The organism is Cylindrospermum stagnale PCC 7417 (genome assembly GCF_000317535.1).
GTDB classification, from domain to species: Bacteria; Cyanobacteriota; Cyanobacteriia; order Cyanobacteriales; family Nostocaceae; genus Cylindrospermum; species Cylindrospermum stagnale.
On record NC_019757.1, the window covers coordinates 3,178,234 to 3,202,769 of the forward strand.

21 protein-coding genes are annotated in these 24,536 nt (G+C 41.8%); 8 read left to right on the forward strand and 13 right to left on the reverse strand.

Annotation, left to right across the window (positions count from 1 at the left end; translation table 11 throughout):
• Positions 1–31: 31 nt before the first annotated feature.
• A complete protein-coding gene (locus CYLST_RS12870; protein ID WP_015208162.1) occupies positions 32–625 on the forward strand; it encodes a Crp/Fnr family transcriptional regulator in 594 nt (197 codons plus the stop codon).
• A gap of 99 nt (positions 626–724) precedes the next feature.
• Here CYLST_RS12870 and CYLST_RS12875 read toward each other — a convergent pair whose 3' ends face one another.
• The 4 genes from CYLST_RS12875 to CYLST_RS12890 form a co-directional block, all read right to left on the reverse strand.
• A complete protein-coding gene (locus CYLST_RS12875; protein WP_015208163.1) occupies positions 725–1,063 on the reverse strand; it encodes an NIL domain-containing protein in 339 nt (112 codons plus the stop codon).
• Positions 1,064–1,074: 11 nt separating this feature from the next.
• Positions 1,075–1,734 (reverse strand): NIL domain-containing protein, encoded by a 660-nt coding sequence (locus tag CYLST_RS12880; RefSeq protein WP_015208164.1) that lies wholly within the window; start codon positions 1,732–1,734, stop codon positions 1,075–1,077.
• 298 nt (positions 1,735–2,032) lie between these two features.
• Complete coding sequence (locus tag CYLST_RS12885; RefSeq protein ID WP_015208165.1) at positions 2,033–2,812, reverse strand: phosphate ABC transporter ATP-binding protein; 780 nt, start codon at positions 2,810–2,812, stop codon at positions 2,033–2,035.
• Between the two features lie 316 nt (positions 2,813–3,128).
• Positions 3,129–4,853 carry a cation:proton antiporter gene (locus CYLST_RS12890; protein ID WP_015208166.1) on the reverse strand — a complete coding sequence of 575 codons (1,725 nt, stop codon included), beginning with the start codon at positions 4,851–4,853 and terminating at the stop codon, positions 3,129–3,131.
• Positions 4,854–5,615: 762 nt separating this feature from the next.
• Between CYLST_RS12890 and CYLST_RS12895 the strand changes: the two genes are divergently transcribed.
• The 4 genes from CYLST_RS12895 to CYLST_RS12910 all read left to right on the forward strand — a co-directional run bounded on the left by CYLST_RS12895 (position 5,616) and on the right by CYLST_RS12910 (position 9,745).
• Positions 5,616–7,442 (forward strand): aspartate kinase, encoded by a 1,827-nt coding sequence (locus tag CYLST_RS12895; protein WP_015208167.1) that lies wholly within the window; start codon positions 5,616–5,618, stop codon positions 7,440–7,442.
• A 390-nt stretch (positions 7,443–7,832) separates the two neighbouring features.
• On the forward strand, positions 7,833–8,156 hold the full coding sequence (locus tag CYLST_RS12900) for a YnfA family protein (protein ID WP_015208168.1): 324 nt from the start codon (positions 7,833–7,835) through the stop codon (positions 8,154–8,156).
• Between the two features lie 76 nt (positions 8,157–8,232).
• Positions 8,233–8,946, forward strand: a complete 714-nt coding sequence (locus CYLST_RS12905) for a DUF4058 family protein (RefSeq protein WP_015208169.1) — start codon at positions 8,233–8,235, stop codon at positions 8,944–8,946.
• Positions 8,947–9,049: 103 nt separating this feature from the next.
• Positions 9,050–9,745, forward strand: a complete 696-nt coding sequence (locus tag CYLST_RS12910; RefSeq protein ID WP_015208170.1) for a Uma2 family endonuclease — start codon at positions 9,050–9,052, stop codon at positions 9,743–9,745.
• Between the two features lie 340 nt (positions 9,746–10,085).
• Here CYLST_RS12910 and CYLST_RS12915 read toward each other — a convergent pair whose 3' ends face one another.
• From CYLST_RS12915 to CYLST_RS12925, 3 genes are all read right to left on the reverse strand, one after another.
• Positions 10,086–10,532: an HNH endonuclease gene (locus tag CYLST_RS12915; RefSeq protein WP_015208171.1), complete on the reverse strand. Its 447-nt coding sequence runs from the start codon at positions 10,530–10,532 to the stop codon at positions 10,086–10,088.
• Entirely contained in the window at positions 10,502–10,771 is a 270-nt protein-coding gene (locus CYLST_RS12920; RefSeq protein WP_015208172.1) for a hypothetical protein, read from the reverse strand. Before CYLST_RS12920 ends, CYLST_RS12915 begins: the two co-directional genes overlap by 31 nt.
• A gap of 145 nt (positions 10,772–10,916) precedes the next feature.
• Positions 10,917–11,663: a Uma2 family endonuclease gene (locus CYLST_RS12925; RefSeq protein ID WP_015208173.1), complete on the reverse strand. Its 747-nt coding sequence runs from the start codon at positions 11,661–11,663 to the stop codon at positions 10,917–10,919.
• 326 nt (positions 11,664–11,989) lie between these two features.
• Between CYLST_RS12925 and smc the strand changes: the two genes are divergently transcribed.
• Together smc and CYLST_RS12935 are read left to right on the forward strand one after the other, a co-directional pair.
• Positions 11,990–15,613 (forward strand): chromosome segregation protein SMC, encoded by a 3,624-nt coding sequence (smc, locus tag CYLST_RS12930; RefSeq protein WP_015208174.1) that lies wholly within the window; start codon positions 11,990–11,992, stop codon positions 15,611–15,613.
• A gap of 59 nt (positions 15,614–15,672) precedes the next feature.
• The gene (locus CYLST_RS12935) at positions 15,673–16,662 is read left to right on the forward strand and encodes a PRC-barrel domain-containing protein (protein WP_015208175.1); all 990 of its coding nucleotides are present in this window, start codon (positions 15,673–15,675) and stop codon (positions 16,660–16,662) included.
• 49 nt (positions 16,663–16,711) lie between these two features.
• Here the strand turns inward: CYLST_RS12935 and CYLST_RS12940 are convergent, their stop codons facing one another.
• From CYLST_RS12940 to CYLST_RS12950, 3 genes are all read right to left on the reverse strand, one after another.
• Positions 16,712–17,443, reverse strand: a complete 732-nt coding sequence (locus tag CYLST_RS12940; protein ID WP_015208176.1) for a hypothetical protein — start codon at positions 17,441–17,443, stop codon at positions 16,712–16,714.
• 292 nt (positions 17,444–17,735) lie between these two features.
• Positions 17,736–18,305 (reverse strand): hypothetical protein, encoded by a 570-nt coding sequence (locus CYLST_RS12945; RefSeq protein ID WP_015208177.1) that lies wholly within the window; start codon positions 18,303–18,305, stop codon positions 17,736–17,738.
• A 264-nt stretch (positions 18,306–18,569) separates the two neighbouring features.
• Positions 18,570–19,940, reverse strand: coding sequence for a tetratricopeptide repeat protein (locus CYLST_RS12950; protein WP_015208178.1), 1,371 nt, complete (start codon positions 19,938–19,940; stop codon positions 18,570–18,572).
• A 323-nt stretch (positions 19,941–20,263) separates the two neighbouring features.
• On the opposite strand from CYLST_RS12950, the gene CYLST_RS12955 reads away from it, so the two are divergent.
• Positions 20,264–20,722 carry an endonuclease domain-containing protein gene (locus CYLST_RS12955; protein WP_015208179.1) on the forward strand — a complete coding sequence of 153 codons (459 nt, stop codon included), beginning with the start codon at positions 20,264–20,266 and terminating at the stop codon, positions 20,720–20,722.
• A 157-nt stretch (positions 20,723–20,879) separates the two neighbouring features.
• Here CYLST_RS12955 and CYLST_RS12960 read toward each other — a convergent pair whose 3' ends face one another.
• The 3 genes from CYLST_RS12960 to CYLST_RS12970 form a co-directional block, all read right to left on the reverse strand.
• Positions 20,880–21,911: a tetratricopeptide repeat protein gene (locus CYLST_RS12960; protein WP_015208180.1), complete on the reverse strand. Its 1,032-nt coding sequence runs from the start codon at positions 21,909–21,911 to the stop codon at positions 20,880–20,882.
• Between the two features lie 147 nt (positions 21,912–22,058).
• Positions 22,059–22,577, reverse strand: a complete 519-nt coding sequence (locus tag CYLST_RS12965) for an SH3 domain-containing protein (protein WP_015208181.1) — start codon at positions 22,575–22,577, stop codon at positions 22,059–22,061.
• A gap of 55 nt (positions 22,578–22,632) precedes the next feature.
• The gene (locus CYLST_RS12970) at positions 22,633–24,141 is read right to left on the reverse strand and encodes a UbiD family decarboxylase (RefSeq protein WP_015208182.1); all 1,509 of its coding nucleotides are present in this window, start codon (positions 24,139–24,141) and stop codon (positions 22,633–22,635) included.
• Positions 24,142–24,536 lie beyond the last annotated feature (395 nt).

The window sequence follows — 24,536 nt, forward strand, 5'->3', positions numbered from 1 at the left end:
AGTGTATCGGAAAAAGGATGTATACACAACAATGTCACTGACTTTATACACAAGTCTTACCAATTCATCGAGTAAAAATGCCCAGAATATTTTTACACGGCGGTCATTTTTACCAGAACAGAACAGTGCTCTTTGGAAAATTGAACGGGGTTTTGTTCGGACTTTTACCTATTTAGAAGACGGGACGACGGTCGCTCTGGGATTATGGGGTCCTGGAGATATTGTTGGTAGATCTCTATCAAGAATCAAGCCCTATCAAATGGAGTGTCTAACTAAAGTTGAGGCGACCATCTTACCTCTAGATAATTACCCAGAACTGACAGAAACTTTGCTAGTCCACATCCAACAAGCGGAAGAATTAATGGTGATTCGTAGCTATAAAAAAGTAGATACTATGCTGATTAAGTTATTGGCATGGTTATCTCAAAGGTTTGGTTCAGAAGTTGAGAAGGGACGTTTAATAGATATGCGTTTAACTCATGAAGACTTGGCGGAAATGCTCGGTTCAACTCGTGTGACAATCACTCGTATCCTAGGGCAATTTGAGCAAGAGGGCTTGATTAATCGGCTCTCCTTACATCGAATTGTGGTGCGAGAAGAAGAGATTTGGTACTATGAAATTTGACCCAATCAAAAATCAAAAATTTTTGATTGCATCCAGGCAATTGCCTGGATGCAAATTCAATTTATCTGGTTTGAATTTGCAGATTGACAATTAGCTAGATTAGTAATACCAAGCATCGCTATCAGCATTTGGCTTGCCGAAAATTTTTAGATTTAGTGATTCCAGGTAAGCAAGACCACTACATATTTGTGGCACCGTTCCCCGAAGTTCCAAGTCAAAATATCCTCCGCCCCCTTTGTCTGCTTGTAGCATCGCCCCAGTAATATTAACAACTAAATCATGAGCAGAAATTAGCTGAGAAATCACTGGTTCTTGAAGGTAGGACTGGGGAATATGTAGACGCAGGCGAGTTTGGGTGATTTGGCTTTTGTCCTCAACTGAAGGAACTAGCGATAGTCTGGCTCCGACTGTGAGTTGAACGTTATTAAATGCTGTCATGGGTATTACACTTAATCTATCAAGTTGCGATCGCTATAAAGGAAAGACCAATCCAGCCAAATTGGTAGCCCTAGTTGTTCTAGGTATCTCAGACTGGAGTGGAGTTGCTTGGTTCTCCCCCACAAATCAAGATCAAACCAGCCGTCATCTTGCACATTGGGATTGAGTGCTGCACTGGTAATGTTGACTGTTAGCCCGTAGCGAGACACTAACTCAGAAATTATGGGTTTCTCGTGATAGTCCTTGAGGATGCACAGTTGCAAGCGTAGTCGATTAGTCTGACCTGTAGAAATCCATTGCTGGAATTCTTCCCGCCATTGAGTTTTGAGTAGTATTTCAGGTTTTCTCTGGGTCTGATTGCTCTCTATGTTGGGAAAAAATTGAGAGTTTTGGTTAGACTGGATGTGGTTAGCGATCGCCAATTGCACTAAATTCACTCCCAATCCTTGCAAGTAAGATAAGCTACTGGTCAATTCTTGAGAATGTCCCGAAATTTCCAAATCAAACCAGCCGTCACTGTCATTACCTGATGCTAGAGATGCCGCTTTGATATTCACGGTTAAACCATAGCGCGAAACCAGCCGAGAAATCACAGGTTGTCTGTGATAACGCTGGGGTACAAAAATTCGGCTGTTAACTGGGTCAAAGTTTACGGGTTTAGTGGTAGACATTGCACTAATACCCCATAACAATCGGGTAGTCCAAGAACACTGCTACCAAAACAAGAGATTTAGGGAGAAAAAACGGTAATTTTCTTAATTTTGCCCGACTGGATCTGAGTTTCATGCAGATGCTCCTGTTCTAGGCTATACAAAATACTACAAGTCTATCGGAATAGTGTATTTAATACTTATTGTAAAATATATTTCCCCGAAAGTCGCAAAAAACAAAGCGTAAATTCCCTAGACATCAGGTAAATCTATAGCGGTATAACTAACCCCTCGCGCTGGGTGTAAGAACCGAAAAACCTTAACTGAGACGGGCTAAAACGTAATCACGGGTGCGGGAGTCAAGAGCGTTGGTAAAAATTTTAGTTGTGGGAACAAATTCCAGCATTTGACCAATGCGATTTTCATTGCTGTGAAAGAAAGCCGTAACATCAGATAGCCGAGCTATTTGCTGCATATTATGAGTGGTAATCACAATTGCTAGTTCAGAACGCAAACGCTGAATCAGTTCCTCAATTTTCATTGAGGCGGCGGGGTCAAGACCAGAGCAAGGCTCATCCATCAAGAGAACTTTCGGTTTAACGGCTAAAACGCGAGCAATGCATAGTCGCTGTTGTTGTCCGCCAGAAAGGTCTAAAGCGGATTTATGCAGTTTATTCTTCACTTCATCCCAGAGATCTGCGGCTTTGATGGCTGATTCGACAATCCTGTCTAACTCAACTTTCGGATGCCATCCTACTAATTTCGCCCCATAGGCAACATTATCATAAACACTCATAGGGAATAGATTTGGCTTGGGGAACACCATACTAACTTGGCGGCGGAGCCGATTTAAGTTGATGCGACGCTCATAAATATTTTGGCCAAAAAATTCTACCTTCCCCTCAACTCGCACTTCTCCTTCTAATTCACTCATGCGATTTAGAGATTTCATAAAAGTAGACTTGCCACAACTACTAGGGCCAATAATTGCTGTTACTTTGTTTTGCTGAATATCCATTGACACGTTTTCAAATATTTTTTGGGTGCCGTAATAAAAGCCGAAGTTTTTAACTCTGATGGCGGGAATTATTTTATTCATACTTGCAAAACGGGTGAAATCGATATTGATTAAGCAAAGCAGTCAAATCAGCGGTGCTATTGCACTATCTTGCTTTGAGGGGTGAGACCGGAGAGCATGACCTAACTAAGCATCAGTTATGCATTTGATAAATGCTTAGAAAATATGTTACATCAATTTCTATTGCTAGAGAATTTTTATAACTAATTTTCACCATATTACTTTGTATTGATGCACACAAAATAGGGGAGCTAATTGTCAGGGCAGTTTTCCTAACCCAAAGAAAGGCCAGAGGATTAATGTGTACTGAGTTTTTTTCAACAATAAAATCTGATTTTTATATTCTTTCAGTCCTAATACTTAAGTATTTACCTGTACGTATATCATTGATCACGGTTCGGATGTAACTTTCATCAGCACCCAAGGTTTTAAGCAGATGGTTTCCCAACTCTAGGGCCGCTTCAAATTCAGGTTGTACCACTTCCTTTGCACCCATCTGAGTCAAGAGATCAATTTCTTTATCAGTGTGGGAACGCACAATTACATCTAAATTAGGAGCAATAGCAAGAGCATATTTGAGAAGTAAACGCGTACTGGCTGGGTCTGGAAGCGCAATTGCTAAAGCCTTGGCAGTTTCTAAATGTGCTTTCTCTAAAACTAATTCAGAATCGGCATCACCAAAAATGTAAGGAATTTTGTGCATCCGTAACCTTTGCAGAGATGCTTCACTGTTTTCTATTACTAAAACTGAATATTTCTGGCCTTGTAAAATATTGACAATTACTTGCCCTACTCTACCGTAACCAGCTACCACGACATGACCCCTCATTTTTTCTGGCATCAATAGAGTTTTTGCTGTGTAAAACCGTTGCAAAAACCCTGTCAGCCAAGGTATACGGGTCAAGCTAGCCGCTATTTTTGGTGCAACATCTAGCCATAAAGGAGTCAGGACGAGTGTAATAGCAGTTGTTCCCAAGAGTAAGTAATAGATTTGTTGGGAGATCAGCCCTAAATCCAGACCAACCAATGCTAATACAAAAGAAAATTCTCCAATTTGATTTATCCCAAAGCTGACTATAATGCTAGTTTTTAAAGAGTAACCAAAACCCAGACTAATCAGCAAAACAATTATGGCTTTACCCAGCATTACTAGGGTCACTAATCCTAAAATTAGTCCAAAATTATTGAGGACAATAGCAGGGTCAATGAGCATTCCTATTGAGGCAAAAAATAGACTAGCAAAGGTATCTCGCAAAGGTAAAATCTTGGCTAAAGCTTGGTCAGCATAATCAATTTCAGAAATCATTAAACCTGCTACAAAAGCACCCATTGCTATTGAAAGACCTAAAGCGACTGTTGTCAAAGATAGCCCCAAACACAGGGCAATTACTCCTAACATAAATAATTCATCACTCTCCGTGGCAGCCAATATACTCAGAAGAGGAGGAACTATCCATCGACTTAAGACGAGTGCCGTTGCTGTAAAGCACAAAATTTTGAGCACAGCAATACCTAGTGCCACAGAGATATTTTCTGGTTGGTTCAAAGCTGGAAATATTGCTAACATTACACCCAGTGCCAAATCCTGAGCAATTAAAATTGCTAGCATGATTTGTCCATGCATGGTATTAGTTTCACCTCTTTCTGACAGTGTTTTTAAGACCACAGCAGTCGAAGAAAGAGACAGGACTGCTCCCAGGAAAATTCCTTGGTTAAGACTAGAAGCAAAGCCTGTAATAATTGTAACAAATGCAACTAGCATGGTTGTCAAGCCGATTTGCAGTAGACTTCCTTGTAAGGCAATTTTTTTAACTCGTTTCAGTTCGGCTAAAGAAAATTCTACGCCTAAGACAAACAGCAAAAAAGCAACACCAATTTCTGCCAAGGATTTGATTTCTGTAACATTGCTTAATAACTTGAAACCAAAAGGACCAACAATAAATCCACTAGCTAAATAGCCCAGCAAAACCGGTTGATGCAGCCGATTTGCCAGAAAACCTCCCAGTAAGGTAGCTACTAAAACAATTGTTAAATCCAGTATTAAAATATGCTGAGTTTCCATATTCCTTTTTGTTATCAGCCTTTAGTCACGTACTTTTTTAGGCTAACTTGATATCAAGGAAGTCAACATCCATATTGCGATCGCAGTTTACCGTGGGAGAAAAGCCGACACCGCACTTGCGCCGCCAAAGCCCAACCAAAACGCCCAGAAACGTCAGCACGGGCCACAGCTAATGAAATACCTGTGTTGACATCCTCACCGGGCTAAAGCCACGGTAATAGTTACTTTTATCATTTACAGCGCTGGGAATGTGAAGGGAATACATATCTTGTAGAGACGTTACATGCAACTTCTCTACAGTGTGGTCTAATCAATCGAAAACTGCTGTAAGATGGTGAAAGCAGCAAAATTTAAGATTTTGTTTAGTTCATGGCTTGATATTATTTATGCAGTTGCTTTTTAATCAATTAGCGATCGCTCCCCGTCATCGCCTAATTTACCAACTCTGCACACTCTGACATTATTTCAGATGTTCCCCATTGGCAAAAGTATATCTACTCCCCGCAGTAGGTGAATTTTGGCGCTGACTAAGGCATCCTCAAAAGTGTCGTTGCTCATTGGTAAATCGGCAGTTATACCATTTGTGTTTGAAGATGCGCCTATCGAACTTAAGGCAAAAAATTACCAACAAAAAAATTTTCAGATTTTGTGTATCCGCTGATGCTGATTAGTTAGTAAACTGAATAACTGGCGACAGTTTCCGGGCTTCCTGACGTGGCGTCCGCGTTGATCAAAGCAGGCACAATTGATTGAATAAAAGTTATGGCGCTCATAGTTCAAAAATACGGTGGTACCTCTGTTGGTTCAGTCGAACGGATTCAGGCTGTTGCACAGCGCGTTTACAAAACTGTAAAAGCAGGAAATTCGCTGGTGGTAGTGGTTTCGGCGATGGGGAAAACCACCGATGGACTAGTCAAACTAGCCAATGCAATATCAACGAATCCTAACCGCCGGGAAATGGATATGCTGCTTTCCACTGGTGAGCAAGTAACCATTGCTTTACTTAGTATGGCATTGCTGGAAATCGGACAGCCAGCAATTTCTCTGACTGGGGGTCAGGTAGGAATTGTTACCGAAGCGGAACATACCCGCGCCCGGATTTTGCACATTGAAACCGCTCGGCTTTTGCGGCATCTCAATGCAGGTAAAGTAGTGATAGTCGCCGGGTTTCAAGGGATATCCAACGGCGGAGAAATGGAAATTACTACTTTGGGGCGTGGCGGTTCCGATACTTCAGCGGTGGCGATGGCAGCAGCAATTGGGGCAAATTATTGTGAAATTTATACAGACGTTCCGGGAATTTTAACTACAGATCCCCGCCTCGTGCCCGAAGCCCAACTAATGACGGAAATTACCTGCGATGAAATGCTGGAATTGGCAAGCTTGGGGGCAAAAGTGTTACATCCCCGCGCTGTGGAAATTGCCCGGAACTACGGCGTTCCCTTGGTAGTACGTTCTAGCTGGACGGATGAACCGGGGACTTGGGTGACAACAGCTAAACCCCAAGGGCGATCGCTTGTGAATTTAGAAATTGCCCTGCCTGTGGATGATGTAGAGTTCGACACCGACCAAGCGAAGGTGGCTTTATTGCGCGTACCGGATAAACCAGGGGTAGCAGCACGGCTGTTTGGGGAGATTTGCCGCCAAAACGTCGATGTAGACTTGATTATTCAGTCGATTCACGAAGGTAATAGTAATGACATTGCTTTTACCGTGAGTACACCAATATTAAAACGGGCGGAAGCGGTAGCATCTGCGATCGCCCCAGCATTGCGAAATCAACCGAACTCAGATGAAGCCGAGGTGATGATCGAGGAAAATATTGCCAAAGTTAGCATCGTCGGCGCGGGGATGATTGGGCGTCCGGGGGTAGCTGCGAAGATGTTCGCTACCTTAGCCGAAGCTGGGGTGAATATCCAGATGATTTCTACCAGTGAAGTGAAAGTGAGTTGCGTAGTTGCAACCGCAGAATGCGATCGCGCGATCGTTGCACTCCGGGAAGCCTTTGAAATAGAAGCAGTAGATAACAAAACTAAAAACTCCCCATATAAGAACTCAGAACTTAACATTCCTCTCTCCTCACTTCCTGTCCGTGGTGTTGCTTTAGATATGAACCAAGCCCGGTTAGCTATTCGCCAAGTACCTGATCGTCCGGGGATGGCAGCGAGGTTATTTGGACTGCTAGCGCGGCACAACATCAGCGTTGATATGATTATTCAATCCCAGCGCTGTCGGGTGGTTGATGGCATTCCTCGGCGGGATATCGCCTTTACCGTCGCCCAGATGGATGGAGAGAACGCCCGGCAAAGACTTTCGCAGATTGCCCCAGAGTTAGGATGGGGTGAAGTAGTCTTGGATAGTGCGATCGCCAAAGTGAGTATTGTCGGTGCAGCGATGGTGGGACAACCAGGAGTCGCCGCCAAGATGTTTGCAGCCCTAGCCGAAAACCAAATCAATATTCAAATGATTGCCACTTCAGAAATTAAAATTAGCTGCGTTGTAGCACAAGAACAAGGTGTGCAAGCTTTGCAAGTCATTCACGCCGCCTTTGATTTAGCAGGTAGCGAGAAATTCGTAGTACCAGCGTAAGATCCCCCCGCCTGTGGCGACCCCCTTAAAAAGGGGGTAAAAGAGTCTTAATTAGCCCCCCTTTTTCAAGTAAAAGAGTCTTAATTAGCCCCCCTTTTTCAAGTAAAAGAGTCTTAATTAGCCCCCCTTTTTCAAGTAAAAGAATCTTAATTAGCCCCCCTTTTTAAGGGGGGTTGGGGGGATCTCCAATAAATAAGCTAACTGAAACCTTGGGTAAAAGAATCTTAATTAGCCCCCCTTTTTAAGGGGGGTTGGGGGGATCTCCAACAAATAAGCTAACTGAAACCTTGGGTAAAAGAATCTTAATTAGCTCCCCTTTTTAAGGGGGGTTGGGGATATATCCAGCAGATATTATCAACGTAGATATTGTTGCCAAACTGATAGTCAAGAATGCAAAGCCTTGTCTTTTTATTTCTCGCCGCCCTCGGAGAAATTTCTGGGTGCTATAGCTTTTGGGCATGGTTGAAGTTAGGAAAAAGCATATTTTGGATTATTCCCGGAATTTTCGCCCTAATTTTCTTCGCCATTACTCTCACCAAAGTAGATGCGGCAAATGCCGGCAGAGTATACGCTGCTTATGGTGGCATTTATATACTTTCATCTCTGGTTTGGTTATGGTTAGCTGAAGGCATCAAACCCGATAGATGGGATTTTCTCGGTGTGGCAATTTCCCTCATAGGAACGGTTGTAATTTTGTTTAGTCCACATCGATAAAATTTCGTAGAACCCCACCCTGTTTCGTGGAGGGGGCTAAGATGTAATTAGAGAATTTTGATTTTGAGGTGTTTGTATGCCTTCTCCATTCCCAGGAATGAACCCATATTTAGAACATCCCGAATTATTCCCCGGACTACATCACCTACTAATTATTGAAATTGCCAGATTTTTATCTCCCCAACTGCGTCCTAAATATCGAGTCGCTGTAGAAGTGCGGATGTATGAAACAATCGATGAAAACTCGTTTGTAACTGTCCCTGCACCCGAACCTGTAAAAGTCAAAGTTCCTATGCCAGTGGCTATCAAAGAAGGATATTTAGAAGTAAGAGAAGTAGGAACAGAGGAATTAGTTACTACTATTGAAATTTTATCTCCTACCAATAAGCGTCAGGGCAAAGAACGGCGTATTTATGAAAAAAAGCGAGAACAAGTTTTAGCCAGCTTCACCAATTTAGTAGAAATTGATTTATTACGTAAAGGCGATTTTATGCCGATGACTGGTAAGAATATTCAGAGTCATTATCGGATTTTAATTTGTCGCGGTAATCGTCATCCTATTGCTGATTTATATGCTTTTAATTTACCAGATGTAATTCCAGCTTTTCCCTTACCTTTGCGTTCTGGTGATAGTGAACCAGTAATAGATTTGCAAGCATTGTTAAATCAGGTATATGACATTTATGATTATGATTTGGTTGTAGATTATAGCCAGGAAGCAGTACCAGCATTATCAGAAGCGGATGCAGTTTGGGCAGATGCATTGTTGCGAGAAAAGGGGTTGAGGTAGGATAAAATTAACTACTTTTATCTCAGCGAATTTCTTGCCTCTAAATCTTTGCTAAAATTAACTAAAATTATCAGCGCAACTTCCCAAAGTTGGAGGTATAGCCATGGTACAGCAACTCACACCAGAAACCGCACCAGAAATCATCTACCCTGACAGCGATGGAAAACCGATGTCTGATAATACTAAACAGTATCGTTGGATTGTTACTATTAAAGAAAACTTAGAAATTTTATTTGCACCACAAGATGATGTGTTTATTGCCGGTGATTTACTTTGGTATCCCGTGCAGGGAAGTGTGAAAACTCGGCAAGCACCTGATGTTATGGTTGTTTTTGGCAGACCAAAAGGAGACAGAGGTTCTTATAAACAGTGGGAAGAAAATAATATTCCTCCACAGGTAGTATTTGAAATACTATCACCTGGAAACCGAACTCAAGATATGGCTAACAAATCGCTTTTTTATCAACGTTATGGAGTAGAAGAATATTATATTTATGATCCTGATAGAGTGGAATTTACTGGTTTCTTACGTGCTGAGGAATGGTTACAGCAAATTGAAGAAATCAATGGTTGGGTAAGTCCACTTTTGGGTATATGTTTTCAATTAACACCAAATACCTTAGAAATTTATTATCCTGATGGGCGAAAGTTTCTCACATCTGTAGAATTAAATCAACAGCGTGAACAAGAACGTCAAGCAAAAGAAGCAGCACTTCTGCAACTAGAACAGGAACAACAGCGATATCAAGATTTATTAACTAGATTGCAAGCTAAAGGGATTGATATAAATAATCTGTGATTATTGGATTATGTGGAGATTATTTTGTTGATACCAATTTTATGTGAGGTTGCATCAAATAAATCCCGTAGAGACGTTCCATGGAACGTCTCTACAGTCAGGAATAAAGCGCTGAAGAATTTTCACCATCACCCTAATTCTATTTATTATGTAGCTAAAAAATTAAAAATAATTGAGATTGATCACTTTATTAAATCCTGTCAATCCTTAAATCCTGGATATCCTGATTCAGACAATTTAAATATCAGGTTCTAAACCTAACAACCTTAACTGTTCTATCAATCTTTCCTTCTGTCTTCTTTCCTGTTCCGTTGGAGTAAACACCCAAGAAAATTGATTTTTATTCTTGACGAGGATCTGATAGTGGTGGATGCCAACCCGCTTCTACCCAAAAACGACGAGCAACTTGAATAGAAGCCTCATCACGTCGTTCATCATTAAAGTCAAAACGCTCGCTAGTTGCTCTTCCTGTAGGAGTTGTACCTAAAATTTTTATACCATCTTTTGTCCAAATAAAATGCTCAGACCATTCTTGTTGACGGGGATTAAATAAAGCAACTTGTTCTTGAGTTTTGGGATCTGTACCTACTATAAAATTATAGTGACGCTCATTACAGCGATGACAAGCTAAAGCTAAATTATCCAATTCATCTGAACCACCCAAGGACTGCGGCATAATATGGTCAATTGTAAAACGGTCGGGACTCAGATATTCAGGAGAGTGGCAATATTCACAGAGGAATTTAGCTCGTTTTCTTATAAGTCGTCGAGTTGGTTCGGACACCATTTACTTTTCGCCGCTAGTTGAGCGTTAATTAAGGTAAATATTCGCTGTAACTCAGAGATACCTACATATTCGGCTTCTTCTTCAGGAGTGATTATATCAGCTTTTTTCTTGTCTAACAGTTCTTCAAAGCGAGATTGTAATTCATCAGTAAACTTAAATAGATAAATATCACCGAATTCACTCATCTTGATACCAGAAGATATTAAGGATGAGGGCTGAACCATTAATTGAGTAATCATTATGCGTTCACAGTTTATTTATTTCTATTGTGCCAGAATTAATATAGAAATAGAAAATTTGAGTTGATTAGATATAGTTTAAATTTGCTTTGCTTTAAAAAAGTTTCAAGCAAGTTACAATGATTCAAAAATATACATATCAATTTTAACCTAAATCAGGTTCGACACCAAGCGCCTTTAATTGTGCAATCAATCTTTCTTTCTGTCGTCTTTCCTGTTCTGTGCGTTGTCTTTCCGCTTCTGTTGGAGTTAATACCCAATTACCCGTAATATCATACCAGCGTAACCAAGGCTGCTGAATATTTTGATAACTGCCCTCCCATACTCCTAAACCTAATTCTATTTCCGGTATCCAAAAACGGGAATCTGATAAAGAGACTTCCGCATAACGACCGCCATCTAATTTAAATATTCTAAATGTATATGTATAACGGTCAAAAATAGCATAATAGGGAATCCGCAAAATTTGTTCATACACTTGCCATTTGGTCGGCGGTTTTTCTACATCTCGCAAAGTCTGTCCTAAATCTTCCCTTTCAGTTCCTGGTGAGAGTAACTCAACTACAATAAAAGGATTAATCCCCTCTTGCCAAACTACATAACTGAGGCGTAAATCTCCATTTTGATAAAGCGGGGAAACATCGACAACAGCAAACCAATCTGGTCTTTTATACCAAATTGGCTGACGAGAGTCATAATAAAGATTCATATCACTAGCGGTAAATATTTTATCGCTAGGATAACTAGGCGAATGAAAAGTTTCGTCTAACAAACGTGGTTGTAATAAATGAAAATGATCAGGCAAACCAGGTTCCTCTGGATCTTCACTTTTGAGATCATACATAGTGGGTAATACTTCCTGGGGAGAACGTGGCGGATCAGTTTGATGCATTGGGAAGCAGTCCTGTAGAAGATATTCCTCTTGATCTCTTGTACTTGGCGAATATAATTCGCGACTACACAGACAAAACCCACCTCCGTGGGTTGAAAACCCTTGATTTTTCGTGAGTCAGCGCAGGCGAACTATGTTTGTGTGGTTCCGCGATTTCTAATCGCTAGGTGCAAGATATAAACCTATCTTTATTATGGAACTTGATCATCCCCTTGGCGTCCTTGGCGTCTTGGCGGTTCGTTAAATCCTAAATTCCTCCCCCTCACAAGTTGCTAACCTTAAAATAATTGATACACTTGTTCTTTTAGCCCAGCCAACCAGTGCCTATGGTGTACGTCAAGCGCGTTGAACTCACCAACTTCAAATCCTTCGGCGGTACTACTTCAGTCCCTTTGCTACCGGGGTGTACTGTCATATCTGGGCCGAATGGTTCGGGTAAATCGAATATTCTCGATGCGCTGCTGTTTTGCCTTGGACTCGCTAGTTCTAAGGGGATGCGGGCCGATCGCTTGCCGGATTTGGTAAATAACGCTCAAAAGCCCAAGGGGCGGGCTTCTATCGAGGCTAGCGTGACGGTGACGTTTGATATTTCGGATGTCTCACGCCAAGGCGCAGAGGCGCAAAGGGAAGAGGTAGAGGAAGCAGAGGAGGAGGAAGATTTAAAATCCAAAATCCAAAATCCAAAATCGGCTGAGTGGAGTGTGACTCGAAAGTTGCGGGTGACTCATCAAGGGACTTATACGTCGAATTATTATATTAATGGTGTTGCTTGCACGTTGACGGAGTTGCATGAGGAGTTGGAGACGCTGCGGGTTTATCCTGAAGGCTATAACGTGGTGCTGCAAGGGGATGTGACGAGTATTATCTCGATGAATGCGCGGGAGAGGCGGGAAATTATTGATGAGTTGGCGGGGGTGGCGACTTACGATCGCAAAATCGTCCAAGCTAAGTCTACTTTGGATGAGGTGAAGGAAAGGGAAGATAGTTGTCGGATTATCGAAACTGAATTAACTGTACAGCGCGATCGCCTTTCTCAAGACCGGGCGAAGGCGGAAAAATATCAAAAACTCCGCACGGAATTTCAGCACAAGCAATCTTGGGAAGCTGTTCTCTCCTGGCGTTCTCTGCAATCACAGCAAGAAAAGTTGGTGGCGCAAATTCAAAATGGCGATCGCAATTTTGCCGAACTCACTACCCAACTCGCTACCCTCAATTTAGCAATTACCCAAAAAACCGCTGAACTTGAACAACTTAACGCCCATGTTAAAGCATTGGGAGAAGAGGAACTTTTGGCGGTACAGTCTACCCTCGCAACCCAAGAAGCGGAACGTAAGCAACTCCAGCGTCAGCAAAAGGAATTAGAAACAGCTTTGCAAGAAACTGCACGGCGTCTGGCGCAAACTCAGCAAGAAATTCAACTTCATCAGCTTTCTCTCGCACAAGCTGCACAACAACAAATTGTCGAAACCGCAAATGTTTCTTCTCTCCAGCAACAACGGAATGAGGCACAGCAAGCAATAGAGGCTTCTCGCGCCGCCGCAGCAGAAATCGCTTCGGCGTCGGAAGCATGGGTGCAGCAACAAACGGCATTAAACCGCCAAATTGAAACTTTGTTGCAAACTCTCGAACCCCAACGCACTGAGCAAGCCCAGCTTCAGGAACGCAATCACCAATTACAGCAACTCATTCAAGAGCAAACTCAGCTAATTGCTACTTTAGAACCGCAATTAGTCGAAAAGCAAGCTGATTGCAGTCGGATGGAAACGGAATTTAACGCCTCTAGCGAACCGATTCAAGCTTTAGCTCAAAATCTCTCAGCGACAGAACAAGAGTTGCAAATCCAGCAAGAAACCCAAAAGCGACTGTTGCAAGAACAGCGGGAAAAACAACGCACTTTAGATAAAATTGAGGCACAGACCCAGGCACAGCAAGAAGTCCAAGGTACTCAAGCGAGTAAGGTGATTTTGCAATCGGGTATGCCTGGGCTTTGTGGGTTGGTTGTGCAGTTGGGGAAGGTGGAACCCCGTTATCAGCTAGCTTTGGAAATTTCTGCTGGTGGACGTTTGGGACATATTGTGGTGGAAGATGACAGTATCGCCGCCGCTGGGATTGAATTGCTGAAACAAAAACGCGCCGGAAGAGCAACTTTTTTACCGCTAAATAAAGTTCATGCGCCGAAATTTACCCAAGATGCCACCCTGCGTTACGCTAGCGGCTTTGTTAATTATGCTGTGAATTTAGTTGAGTGCGATCGCCGTTTTCAAGATGTTTTCAGCTATGTTTTCGGCAGCACGGTGGTATTTACCAATCTCGAACAGGCGCGGAAAAACATCGGACTTTATCGCATTGTTACCCTAGATGGGGAATTGCTGGAAACTAGCGGTGCAATGACTGGGGGAAGTAATACCCAGCGTTCGGCGTTGCGGTTTGGCACAGGAGAAGCGACGGAATCTGAAGAAACAATGGCTTTAAAAACCCGTTTGGCGGATATTGAGCGGGTTTTAGAACGTTGTAGTGAAGCGATCGCCACTTTATCCACCCGTACCAAAACCTTAACACAGGAACTCGCAGAAACTCGTCAAAAACGGCGAGAACAGCAGTTGCAGTTGGAACAGTTGCAAAAAGACATTAAAACTTTAACAGCACAATTAGAGGGGACGCGATCGCAATTCGCCCAAAACAGCGAAAAATTCGCCACTTCTCAAACTCGCCTCGAAGTTTTATTGCGGGAATTACCAGGGCAAGAAACTCAACTGCAAGAATTACGACACACCTTAGCAGAGTTAGAAGCCTCCCAAACCCCTAGTGAATGGCAACAAATCCAGGGGGTAATTAGGAATCAAGAGCAACAATTGCAACAACGGGAAACCGCCTTAAGGGAAGCAGAGCAAAGATTAAAAAATCTAGAAAATCAGCAACAGCGGTTACAAGAGAAAATTCAAGAAGGAGAAACGCGGGTTGCAGAATATCAACAGTCAGCAGCAACAGGCAACAGGCAACAGGCAACAGTCAACAACCAATTAGCAGAACTGAATAATCAAATTACCGCAACTCAGGCATCTTTGCGAGAAAAGGAACTGAATTTAGGGGAAGAAAAGCAAAAACGGGATGCTACAGAACAGGAATTGCGATCGCATCTGTTGCGGCAGCAGCAATTACAATGGGAACTGGAAAAGCTCCAAGAAACCCAGGTGAAGCGGCGGGAAGAACTAGGAACTCTACAAACCCAATTGCGGGATTTAGGAGCTGAATTACCCAGCCCCCTGCCAGAAGTTCCTGATAAAGTAGATTTAGAGGAATTGCAGAAAGAATTGCGATCGCTTGCCAAACGCTTGCAGGCAATGGAACCCGTAAATATGCTGGCTTTGGAAGAATACGAACGTACCCAAAACCGCCTCCAAGAACTTACAGATAAATTGCAGACATTAGAAGCAGAGCGCACCGAACTACTTTTACGGATTGAAAACTTTACTACCCTACGTCAACGCGCCTTTAAAGAAGCTTTTGATGCTGTCAACGAAAACTTTCAATCAATTTTCGCTATCCTTTCCGACGGTGACGGCTATCTACAACTCGATAATCCAGAAGATCCCTTTAACAGTGGACTGAACTTAGTTGCCCATCCCAAAGGTAAACCAGTACAGCGTCTAGCTTCGATGTCCGGGGGCGAAAAATCCCTCACCGCCTTAAGTTTTATCTTTGCGCTGCAACGCTACCGCCCATCACCATTTTATGCATTTGACGAAGTTGATATGTTTTTAGACGGGGCAAACGTGGAACGATTAGCTAGAATGATTAAACAACAGGCACAACAAGCACAGTTTATTGTTGTGAGTTTGCGTCGTCCGATGATAGAATCAGCCGAACGCACAATTGGTGTTACTCAAGCACGAGGAGCTTATACCCAAGTTTTGGGAATAAAATTAAAATCTTCCAATGCATCGGCTTGAGTTTCTGTTAAAAATAGTGTATAGATCAAACCGGATTCGAGATCAGGACTCGGTATAGAATGACCTCTGAACAGATAGTTAGGCGTTCCGACATATTGAACACCCAGGTGATCACCCGCGACAACGGCAAGCGGTTAGGTATCATCAGTCAAGTCTGGGTTGATATTGATCAGCGAGAGGTTGTGGCTCTTAGTTTGCGAGACAGCCTGATCTCTATTTCTGGTCTGCCCCGTTATATGTACCTCAATAGCATCAACCAAATTGGTGACGTTATCTTAGTTGATAACGAAGATGTGATTGAAGATGTTGAAGTTGAGGCTCTCAGCAACCTGGTTAACTGGGAAGTGATTACAGAAACAGGTGAAGTTTTAGGCAAAGTGCGGGGCTTCAAGTTCAATGGCGAAAACGGCAAAATTTACTCCATCGTCATCGCTTCTTTGGGATTGCCCCAAATCCCCGATCAATTTTTGAGTACTTACGAGTTATCAGTAGACGAAATCGTCAGTACTGGACCCAACAGATTGATTGTATTTGAGGGAGCCGAAGAACGGGTGAACCAATTGACAGTCGGTATCTTGGAACGCCTGGGTATCGGTAAACCACCGTGGGAAAGAGATGCCGAAGAAGAATATGGCTATAGTGCTCCCCGGACAATTGCCACACCAAATCAGCTGCCAAGTGGAGTGCCGTTACAGCCACCAAAGCCAAAAGTTCGCGCCCCCGAACCCGTAGCACGGGAGGAAGAAGAATGGAATGAAGATTATTTGGAAGAAGAAAGACCCCAGCGTCAGGTAATGAGGGCGCGACAGTACGAATCGATTCAATACGAAGAAGACGAAGAAGATAACTGGAGTGAGGCCACAGGTAGGGATAAGTATCAACAACCGCCAAAATTTGAACCCCAACCCTACAACAAGCCTTACGCCGAAGAATACGACGATTATGACGACTTAGAAGGCGATGCTTGGGAGGATGCACCAAAGCCAGTGAATATTCCCAGGAAACTGACAGAAAAACAGCCAGAATACGAAGAAGAAGGCGGATATTAGAACCTACCCCCATCAACAGTTATCAGTTAGCTAATAACTGATAACTGAATTAATTACAGCCAGATGCAGCAGCCCAGCTAACGGTTTTTAAGTCACCACTAAATACAGTAGTGTATTTAAAAGGTGAAATACCAGAGCAAAGCATGGAACTTGTATTAGCGCGACGGGGAGACCACCAGGAATCTGCCTCTACAGTCAAGCTTGTGCCATTCCAAGATAATGCTTTCACCACTAGAGAGTTAGTTTTACCATCACTATACTTTTTAGCAGTGAGATATGTAGAGTAGTTAACGTTACCATTGGTTGGATCAATTCTAGCTATAACGGCTACTTTGGGCCCGCCACCATTGCCATAGGTGGGTAGCCAACGGCCAGTAGAAAAGCGCCGAAAATCATTACCAGTTTGGTTGCCAGTGGAGGAAAAAACGCCGTATAAAACGCCTTTTCCATCCCAAAGCAGCCCGTAGCCTCTACCATCGTCAAGCGTTGTTTCGTAGTCGCTGCGACACCATTTCTTGACACCATTATCGAAACGAATAATCCGAGGATCTTGGTTAATAGATGATACTTGCTGATAACCAACGTAGATATTTGTTGTTCCAACAGTTACCTTGGGGCCATTTTTGGCTTTGATTTTCGCTTCAGAGTCATTACAAGTGAATGTTACACTTGTACCGACAGATATGAATTTATCTACGGCTAATGCCTGAGGTGCTAGGGCGGCAATGGCTAAATTAACCCCTAATATTGCCGATAAAGCTGGAAATTTCAGGTACTTCATAAATTGGGACTGATGGATAATGTTGTTGCTCATTACCGTAAAATTACTTGGTGTACGTTGCAACTCCTATTATTGTGGAAGTCCGAATCTGAAGCTATCGTGAAATTGCCGAATTAGTCATTTTCTTAACAAAGTGCAAGTTAAGTGTCATTACAAGTGAATGTTACACTGTTAACAGCAGATAGGAATGAAGCTTGGGCTAAGGGACTGATAAATAAAATAATCTTATGCCATTTTTAAGTATAATTACTTAGCTTTGCCGCCAAACTATTGTGCAAGTCCAATTTAAAAGTTACGGTGAAATTGCCGAATTAGCCATTTTTACCAACGAAGTGCGATCGCCAGCCTTCAGCCCAATAGCGTATTGCACACCCTTGTGCCGCCAGCTTAAAGTAGCATCTGAGCAATTAGCACCACATTTAAAATCTTCAAAATAGCCAGTGATCCCCTTGGCTAAAGATACAGGCTTACCGCTAAGACGGGGTGTTTTTTTCGTCACGGCTTCGGCCGTCACAACCCCCAGACGACAGGCAGTCCCACCATTGCAGTCTGGGCTGAAACCCAATAAAATTTCGTACTTATTTTTTGTAGCAGTTTCGATAATCGCGTAAAGTGGATTTTCTCCATCAGACCCAGGAACGAACTTTGGCAATAAAATCTGAATCTGAGTCTTTTGCTTTAATTTGGGCAGAATCGAGCGAAAAACTTGATGTACTTGAGAATTGGTGGTAATACCCCGCACTTGTGCCATCATCAGGGGCTGACTATTAACATCTGCTATAGCTGAATTATGGAAACCATTAACACCAGCTAGCAAAACTAATGCAAAGATAACTCTGATATTTTTTAAGCCTAAAATCATTTTATTTTTTAAACCCACATTCCGCAATTCATTTTGAAATATACAAAAGTTACAAAAATTTGGCTAATGGGCGGTTAGATAGCGATCGCATAACCACCGATAAATACTCGGTTTAGTATACCATCACGATCATTTGGTAGTACTTATTAAAATATTAATATATTACATTCTCAAGTGCGGAATGTCAGTTATACCATTTTTCATCTTCTATTTTGTCTAAGTCCCAGTAGCTGAGGATTGCCGTTGCTGGTGTAGACCGAATTATTAGAAATTTAAAATATCTAATGATGCTTCTATTTCTAAATCTACAATTCTTGCTCGCGTATCTTTATGTTTTTCTAGCTTTCCCTCTTTCCAATAGAGGTCTGCTGCCTTTTGAAAATCATCAATTGCTCCCTGATTATCTCCTAGTTCAAAATGAGCATTACCACGATTGTAATAAGCATCAGCATCATGAGAATTAACCTGTATTGCCTGAGTGCAATCTGCAATCGCGGCTTCGTAATCTTCTAAATCCGGCTCAATATTCATTGCTGACACAACTTCTTGTTTTTTTGCTAATAAATAAGCAGGAATTCCTCCGTGTTTGTCAGCAATAGCATAATGGGGATTAATTTTGATCGCCTGAGTATAATCCTCAATTGCACCCTGATGATCTCCTATCTGAAAAAGAACTTCAGCACGGTTTTTATAAGCAACAGCAGCATGAGGATTAATCCTAATTGCCTGATTGTAATCTGCAATTGCTGCTGCGTAATCTCCTAATTTATAATAAGCAAAACCTCGTTTATTATAAACCTTAAAATCATGAATATTAACTTGTAATATTTGGCTATAATTAGTAATAGCAGATACATAATTGCCTTTTTCTAAAAACTCATCACCTAATTTTCTATAAAGTATATTTAAGTCTGTATTTTGTTTTTCTCTATCAGCAATTATTAACTGATTCTTGGGTACTTGATGCGGGAGTTCTAACTTAGGTGTATGTTGATAACTTGGGTTATTCTGCTTAAGAGTATGAGATTTTGTAGAAGCTTGCAACTGTTCTAGATAGCATAATAAACCCCCACCATACAACAATTGATTTATCCCAAAGGAAATTTTACCAGTTCTCAACTTAATCATCTGGGTAGGGAGAAAGCCAGCCAATAACAGGTGATATTTAGGTTGTGCCTCATTCACCTCTTCTTGAATCAAAATGCAGACGACAACGGCATTTTTTTCTACCTCTTCGGAACTAACTGACCATCTAACTTTATCAATATTGCCGTGACGAGATTTCACCTCAATACCAATTGAAGAGTTAGCAGTCAGAGTAAAATCAATTTTGCCATCGCCGCCGAATTTTTTTTCGTAATCTACTTCAGTAATAAAATTACCTAAACGTTGTTTGACAACTTCTTCACCTAACTTGCCTTTAAGATTATTGATAAAAACCCCCCGGACTGGCGAAGTGCGCTTATATTTTTCAGCCATCTGCCAGCAAAATTCCCGTAAAGCCTTTAACCTTTCTCCAGAAATTATAGTTAATTCACTATATTCACCTTCTGTTTCAGAATGAATCAGACAACCAGAACTGAATCTTTTAATAAAGTCAGACTGTAGCGATCGCAGTAGGTTAATCCAGTCCATTTCTCGTTCTGCGAATCTTTTAATTTAGCTTATTTTATTAAAATTTTCAGTTCCTGTAAATCTTTCCCTAGAACCCCACCCCCAACCCCCTACCCCGCAAGCAGGGAGGGGGCTAAGGATGTTGTCTTTGGGGGGCATGCTGGGAATAATAAGTGAAACACAAATTAGCTAACTATCAATTAGCCAGATGACTCCAGACAAAAACTTAACACCAAACACTCTTTCAAACTCCAGTTCCCCCTCATCGCTTGCAGGGTGGGGCTTTTGCGGATGCGCCAGGAACAATAAGTAAAACAAAAATTAGTTAACTACCAATTAGCCAGATGACGCCAGATAAAAACTTAACACCAAACACTCTTTCAAACTCCAGTCCCCCCTCATCGCTTGCGGGGAGGGGGCTAGGGGGTGGGGTTCCGGGGTATCCTTGGCAAGCTTCACCTGAACTCTGGGAGAAACTCAAGCCATTAGCGCGACAGATGCGGCGTGAATCTACCCCAGCAGAAAGCCTACTTTGGCAGAAGTTGAAAAATAAGCAAATTTTGGGTTTTAAGTTTCGCCGTCAGCACGTAATTGACCGTTTCATTGTTGATTTTTATTGTAATGAAGCGCGGTTAATTATAGAAGTAGACGGAGGAATTCACGACTATACCCAGGCAGAAGATGGAATTCGTCAGGAGTTTTTAGAAGGTTTGGGGTTGCGGGTAGTGCGGTTTAGAAATGAGGATATTTTAGAGGGGATTGAGGGGGTTTTGGAGGTGATTACGGGTTGGTTGCAAATATAGAACCCCACCCCCAACCCCCTCCCCGCAAGCGAGGAGGGGGCTAAGGATGTTGTTTTTGGAAGTACATTATTTTATCAAAAATGCCTTAAGGTTTTTTTTAAATCAAAAACAACAATTGCCTAAAATAAGTGATATTGTTAATAAAAATACAGATTGGCTATTGCTGAAGCTTTGTAAGCAACAGTTCTATTTTTTTATACTCTGTTTGCTGACCTTGCTCTTTAAAAAAATCTGCGGCTTTCTGAAAATCTGCAAGCGCTTTTTCGTTTTCGTTCATATGAGCAAAAAGAACACCACGAGAATAAAAATAGCGTGCTTCTAAAAAACGAATTTTTTGAAGTGCTTGCGTATAATCTTCAATTGCTCCTACATAGTTTTGGCGATATTGCTGAGAAAATGCCCGCATACTATAAGCTGAAATCATTCCAGGAGTAAGACGAATAACTTCATTAAATTTTTCAATCGCTTTTTCATATTTTCCAGGTTTCAAATGGTCAATACCTGTACTAAAGTTGGCAAAGGATTTACTTAAAATGTTGAAGATATAAGTATGTAATTTATTCTCTTTTTGCCCCTTTTTATCGGTGGAAGATATATTATTTAAATAACTTTGTAATCCACCACAATATAGTAATTCATCCATCTTAACTAAAACTTGATCATTAGTAATCATTTCAGTCGGCAAGAAACCTGCTTGTATTAAGTGATACTGTGTTTGATCTTCAATTACTTTCTCTTGAGTTAAAATGCAAACTAGAACGGCATTTTTCCTAATTTCTTCTTGTTTAATTGTCCAGGCAACTGTATTAATATTGCTAATATTGCTATAACGAGTTTTAACTTGAATACCAACAGATGGGTCAGCCATTAATGTAAAATCAATTTTCCCATCACCACCAATTTTAATTTTATAATCTACCTCAGAAACTAGATTTCCTAAACGTGTTTTGACAACTTCCTCACCAAGCTTTCCCTTCATATTATTGATGAAGAGACATTTTGGGTCATTTTCTTGATACTTCTGTTCCATACTCCGGCAAAAAGATTGTAATTGATTTAACTTCTTATCGCCGGAAATAACTGTCAATTCACTGTGTTGGCCTTCTGTTGTACAATGAAAGAGACAACCAGATTTAAGCCTTTCAATAAAATCAGCCTGTTGCGCCCTAAGTAAATATATCCAGTCCATATTTCTAGAAATATACTCTAATCTAACAAGGAACCTAACCTTAGTATTCCCCATCAAGCAGCAAAAATACCAAACCCTGATCAATTCGCATCATCTTAGCCCCCTCCTCGCTTGCGGGGAGGGGGTTGGGGGTGGGGTTTGTGAATTTCAAGAACAACTAGTAAGCGCAGCACCACATTGATCTTCTCTTTTCAACCAACCCTTAATACCTTGATATTCCACCCGTGCCCAATCTTTCTGACAGCCTAACAATTTGACACTCACATCAGGGGGAATTCGCGTTACTTTTTGGCTTTGCTGATTAGCTTTTGTGTAAAGATTCACGCCATTAGTACCATAGCCACGCGTTGATATACCTAACTTGGGTACAGACACCCAACCAGTTCCTTTAAACCCATCACTAGCATTAGTAATCTGTACCCAACTTCCCAAAACAGCGATAATATTAACTGTTTCATTGGTGGGTACTGTCCCTAAAATTTTGTTCCTGTTACTTGCACCACTCCGCACATTTAAACCTTGGGGATCTTTGTCTGTGACGTAGGCAAAAATATTGCAAGTTTGGGGTTTAATCGATTTAGCTAAAACTATTTGATTAGCGATATTGCTATTAATACTTATCCCTAGAAAACTTGCTGCTAATCCTATTATTAAATTTGCTGTCATTTCTTTGATAAAATATTCTGTTTGGACATCAGCAATTCAGGCTGATGTCCTTTTTCTATTTCATATCGTAACCGAACAAATTCGGGTCAACTTCTCCTAATTTCAAATCTGCTAGACCATACTCGGCCCATCGCTTTTCAACCATCGCCGCCACGTCGGGATCTGACTCTAGGGGTAAACCCCATTCGTGTTCAGTTTCTGGGGGAATTTTTGTTGTTGCATCTATTCCCATGCGTCCACCTAAACCCAGTTTTTCACTGGCAAAATCTAAGGTGTCAAAGGGGGTATTTGGTAAGATAAATACATCCCGCGTGGGGTCAACTTTGGAACTAATCGCCCACACTACTTGACGCGGATCACGAATATTTATGTCTTTATCTACGACAATCACAAACTTGGTGTATGTGAATTGGGGTAAGGCACTCCAAAACGCCAAAGCTGCCCGTCGCGCTTGTCCGGGATATGCTTTATCAATGGAAATAATCGCCGCTTTGTAACTCAAAGCTTCCATTGGTAAGAAGAAATCGACAATTTCGGATACTTGTTGCCGTAGGATGGGGGTATAGATGCGATTTAATGCGATCGCCATCATCGCTTCTTCTTTGGGTGGACGACCGCTGAATGTGGTGAGATAAATCGGATTTTTGCGGTGTGTCATACACTGGAAGCAAATTAAGGGCGAATCCTCAACGCCGCCGTAATAACCCATGTGGTCACCAAAGGGCCCGTCTGGTAAAACTTCTCCTGGTGTAATCGTTCCTTCCAACACAAATTCTGAATCTGCGGGAACTTCCAAATCTACGGTTTTACACTTGGCTAACTGCACCCCAGAACCGCCGTAAAGCCCCGCGAATAGCCATTCTGACAAGTCTACCGGAATCGGTGTGGCAGCTGCCATAATGATTAAAGGGTCAACGCCAAGTGCGATCGCCACTTCTAATTTTTTCCCACGTTCTTGAGCTTTCCGCAAATGTCTCGCCCCACCCCGCACTGATAACCAATGAACTGTCATCGTCTTCGGAGATTGCAGTTGCAAGCGATACACACCAACGTTTGGCGTACCAGTCTCACAATCCTTAGTAATCACCAGCCCCAACGTAATAATCCTGCCAGCATCACCAATATAAGGACGTATCAAAGGCAACTTATTTAAATCTAACTCATTGCCTTGAAGCACCACTTGCTGACAAGCGGGGAAAAAGTCCCGTCCCGGTTTCGCCTTCACCACATCAAACAGCACTTTACCAAAATCTATCGCCTGAGAAATCTTCTTCGGCGGTTTTGGCTGTTGCAGCATACTCAGCTTTTTCCCCAAAGTCTCCAACTCCTCTGGACGCTGCATATTCATCGCCCAGCAAATCCTTTCCACGGTACCCATCAAATTCACAGCCACCGGGAAGGAAGCACCTTTGACATTTTCAAACAACAACCCTGGTCCACCCTTTTGCAGCATCCGGTTGGAAATCTCCGCAATCTCTAATTCCGGGTCAACTAAAGCGGAAATTCGCCGTAATTGTCCTCTTTCTTCCAGAATTTTAATGAATCCCCGTAAATCTCTCGCCATTGTTCCAGTACAAATGAATAATTAAGAATTATGAAGCGCTCTCTTATATTATTCAGCATTCTCGCCGCCTCTCACCTGAAAGCCACTTGACATTTTAATAGTACTAATGTACTATATACTTATAAACCTTCAATTAAGTGTGCCAAGCAATTTACAAGGTGATACCCCAGATTTGTAGTTGCGGAAAGTCTATAGCACCAGTTTTGTAAATGCAACTATCACCACATAGTAAAAAAGTGTTTCCTATGTCAATTTTAACATAGGCATAAAATTTTAAACGCGGATTTTTTGGTGACCACAAATCCTAATACATTGGAAAACATTCTGTTTTTTTCTTTTAGAGGATGTCTGAGAAGTTGTTAGTGATAAATCAAACACTGGTAGATCCCCCTAAA

What these genes read in the sequence shown, in the direction of transcription:
- CYLST_RS12965 (WP_015208181.1), bottom strand. Translation starts at nt 22,577, where the DNA reads ATGACAGCAAATTTAATAATAGGATTAGCAGCAAGTTTTCTAGGGATA.
- CYLST_RS12910 (WP_015208170.1), top strand. Translation starts at nt 9,050, where the DNA reads ATGGTACAGCAACTCACACCAGAAACCGCACCAGAAATCATCTACCCT.
- CYLST_RS12885 (WP_015208165.1), bottom strand. Translation starts at nt 2,812, where the DNA reads ATGAATAAAATAATTCCCGCCATCAGAGTTAAAAACTTCGGCTTTTAT.
- CYLST_RS12915 (WP_015208171.1), bottom strand. Translation starts at nt 10,532, where the DNA reads ATGGTGTCCGAACCAACTCGACGACTTATAAGAAAACGAGCTAAATTC.
- CYLST_RS12875 (WP_015208163.1), bottom strand. Translation starts at nt 1,063, where the DNA reads ATGACAGCATTTAATAACGTTCAACTCACAGTCGGAGCCAGACTATCG.
- CYLST_RS12925 (WP_015208173.1), bottom strand. Translation starts at nt 11,663, where the DNA reads ATGCATCAAACTGATCCGCCACGTTCTCCCCAGGAAGTATTACCCACT.
- CYLST_RS12895 (WP_015208167.1), top strand. Translation starts at nt 5,616, where the DNA reads ATGGCGCTCATAGTTCAAAAATACGGTGGTACCTCTGTTGGTTCAGTC.
- CYLST_RS12880 (WP_015208164.1), bottom strand. Translation starts at nt 1,734, where the DNA reads ATGTCTACCACTAAACCCGTAAACTTTGACCCAGTTAACAGCCGAATT.
- CYLST_RS12890 (WP_015208166.1), bottom strand. Translation starts at nt 4,853, where the DNA reads ATGGAAACTCAGCATATTTTAATACTGGATTTAACAATTGTTTTAGTA.
- smc (WP_015208174.1), top strand. Translation starts at nt 11,990, where the DNA reads ATGGTGTACGTCAAGCGCGTTGAACTCACCAACTTCAAATCCTTCGGC.
- CYLST_RS12960 (WP_015208180.1), bottom strand. Translation starts at nt 21,911, where the DNA reads ATGGACTGGATATATTTACTTAGGGCGCAACAGGCTGATTTTATTGAA.
- CYLST_RS12955 (WP_015208179.1), top strand. Translation starts at nt 20,264, where the DNA reads ATGACGCCAGATAAAAACTTAACACCAAACACTCTTTCAAACTCCAGT.
- CYLST_RS12920 (WP_015208172.1), bottom strand. Translation starts at nt 10,771, where the DNA reads ATGATTACTCAATTAATGGTTCAGCCCTCATCCTTAATATCTTCTGGT.
- CYLST_RS12945 (WP_015208177.1), bottom strand. Translation starts at nt 18,305, where the DNA reads ATGATTTTAGGCTTAAAAAATATCAGAGTTATCTTTGCATTAGTTTTG.
- CYLST_RS12970 (WP_015208182.1), bottom strand. Translation starts at nt 24,141, where the DNA reads ATGGCGAGAGATTTACGGGGATTCATTAAAATTCTGGAAGAAAGAGGA.
- CYLST_RS12940 (WP_015208176.1), bottom strand. Translation starts at nt 17,443, where the DNA reads ATGAAGTACCTGAAATTTCCAGCTTTATCGGCAATATTAGGGGTTAAT.
- CYLST_RS12900 (WP_015208168.1), top strand. Translation starts at nt 7,833, where the DNA reads ATGCAAAGCCTTGTCTTTTTATTTCTCGCCGCCCTCGGAGAAATTTCT.
- CYLST_RS12950 (WP_015208178.1), bottom strand. Translation starts at nt 19,940, where the DNA reads ATGGACTGGATTAACCTACTGCGATCGCTACAGTCTGACTTTATTAAA.
- CYLST_RS12935 (WP_015208175.1), top strand. Translation starts at nt 15,673, where the DNA reads ATGACCTCTGAACAGATAGTTAGGCGTTCCGACATATTGAACACCCAG.
- CYLST_RS12905 (WP_015208169.1), top strand. Translation starts at nt 8,233, where the DNA reads ATGCCTTCTCCATTCCCAGGAATGAACCCATATTTAGAACATCCCGAA.
- CYLST_RS12870 (WP_015208162.1), top strand. Translation starts at nt 32, where the DNA reads ATGTCACTGACTTTATACACAAGTCTTACCAATTCATCGAGTAAAAAT.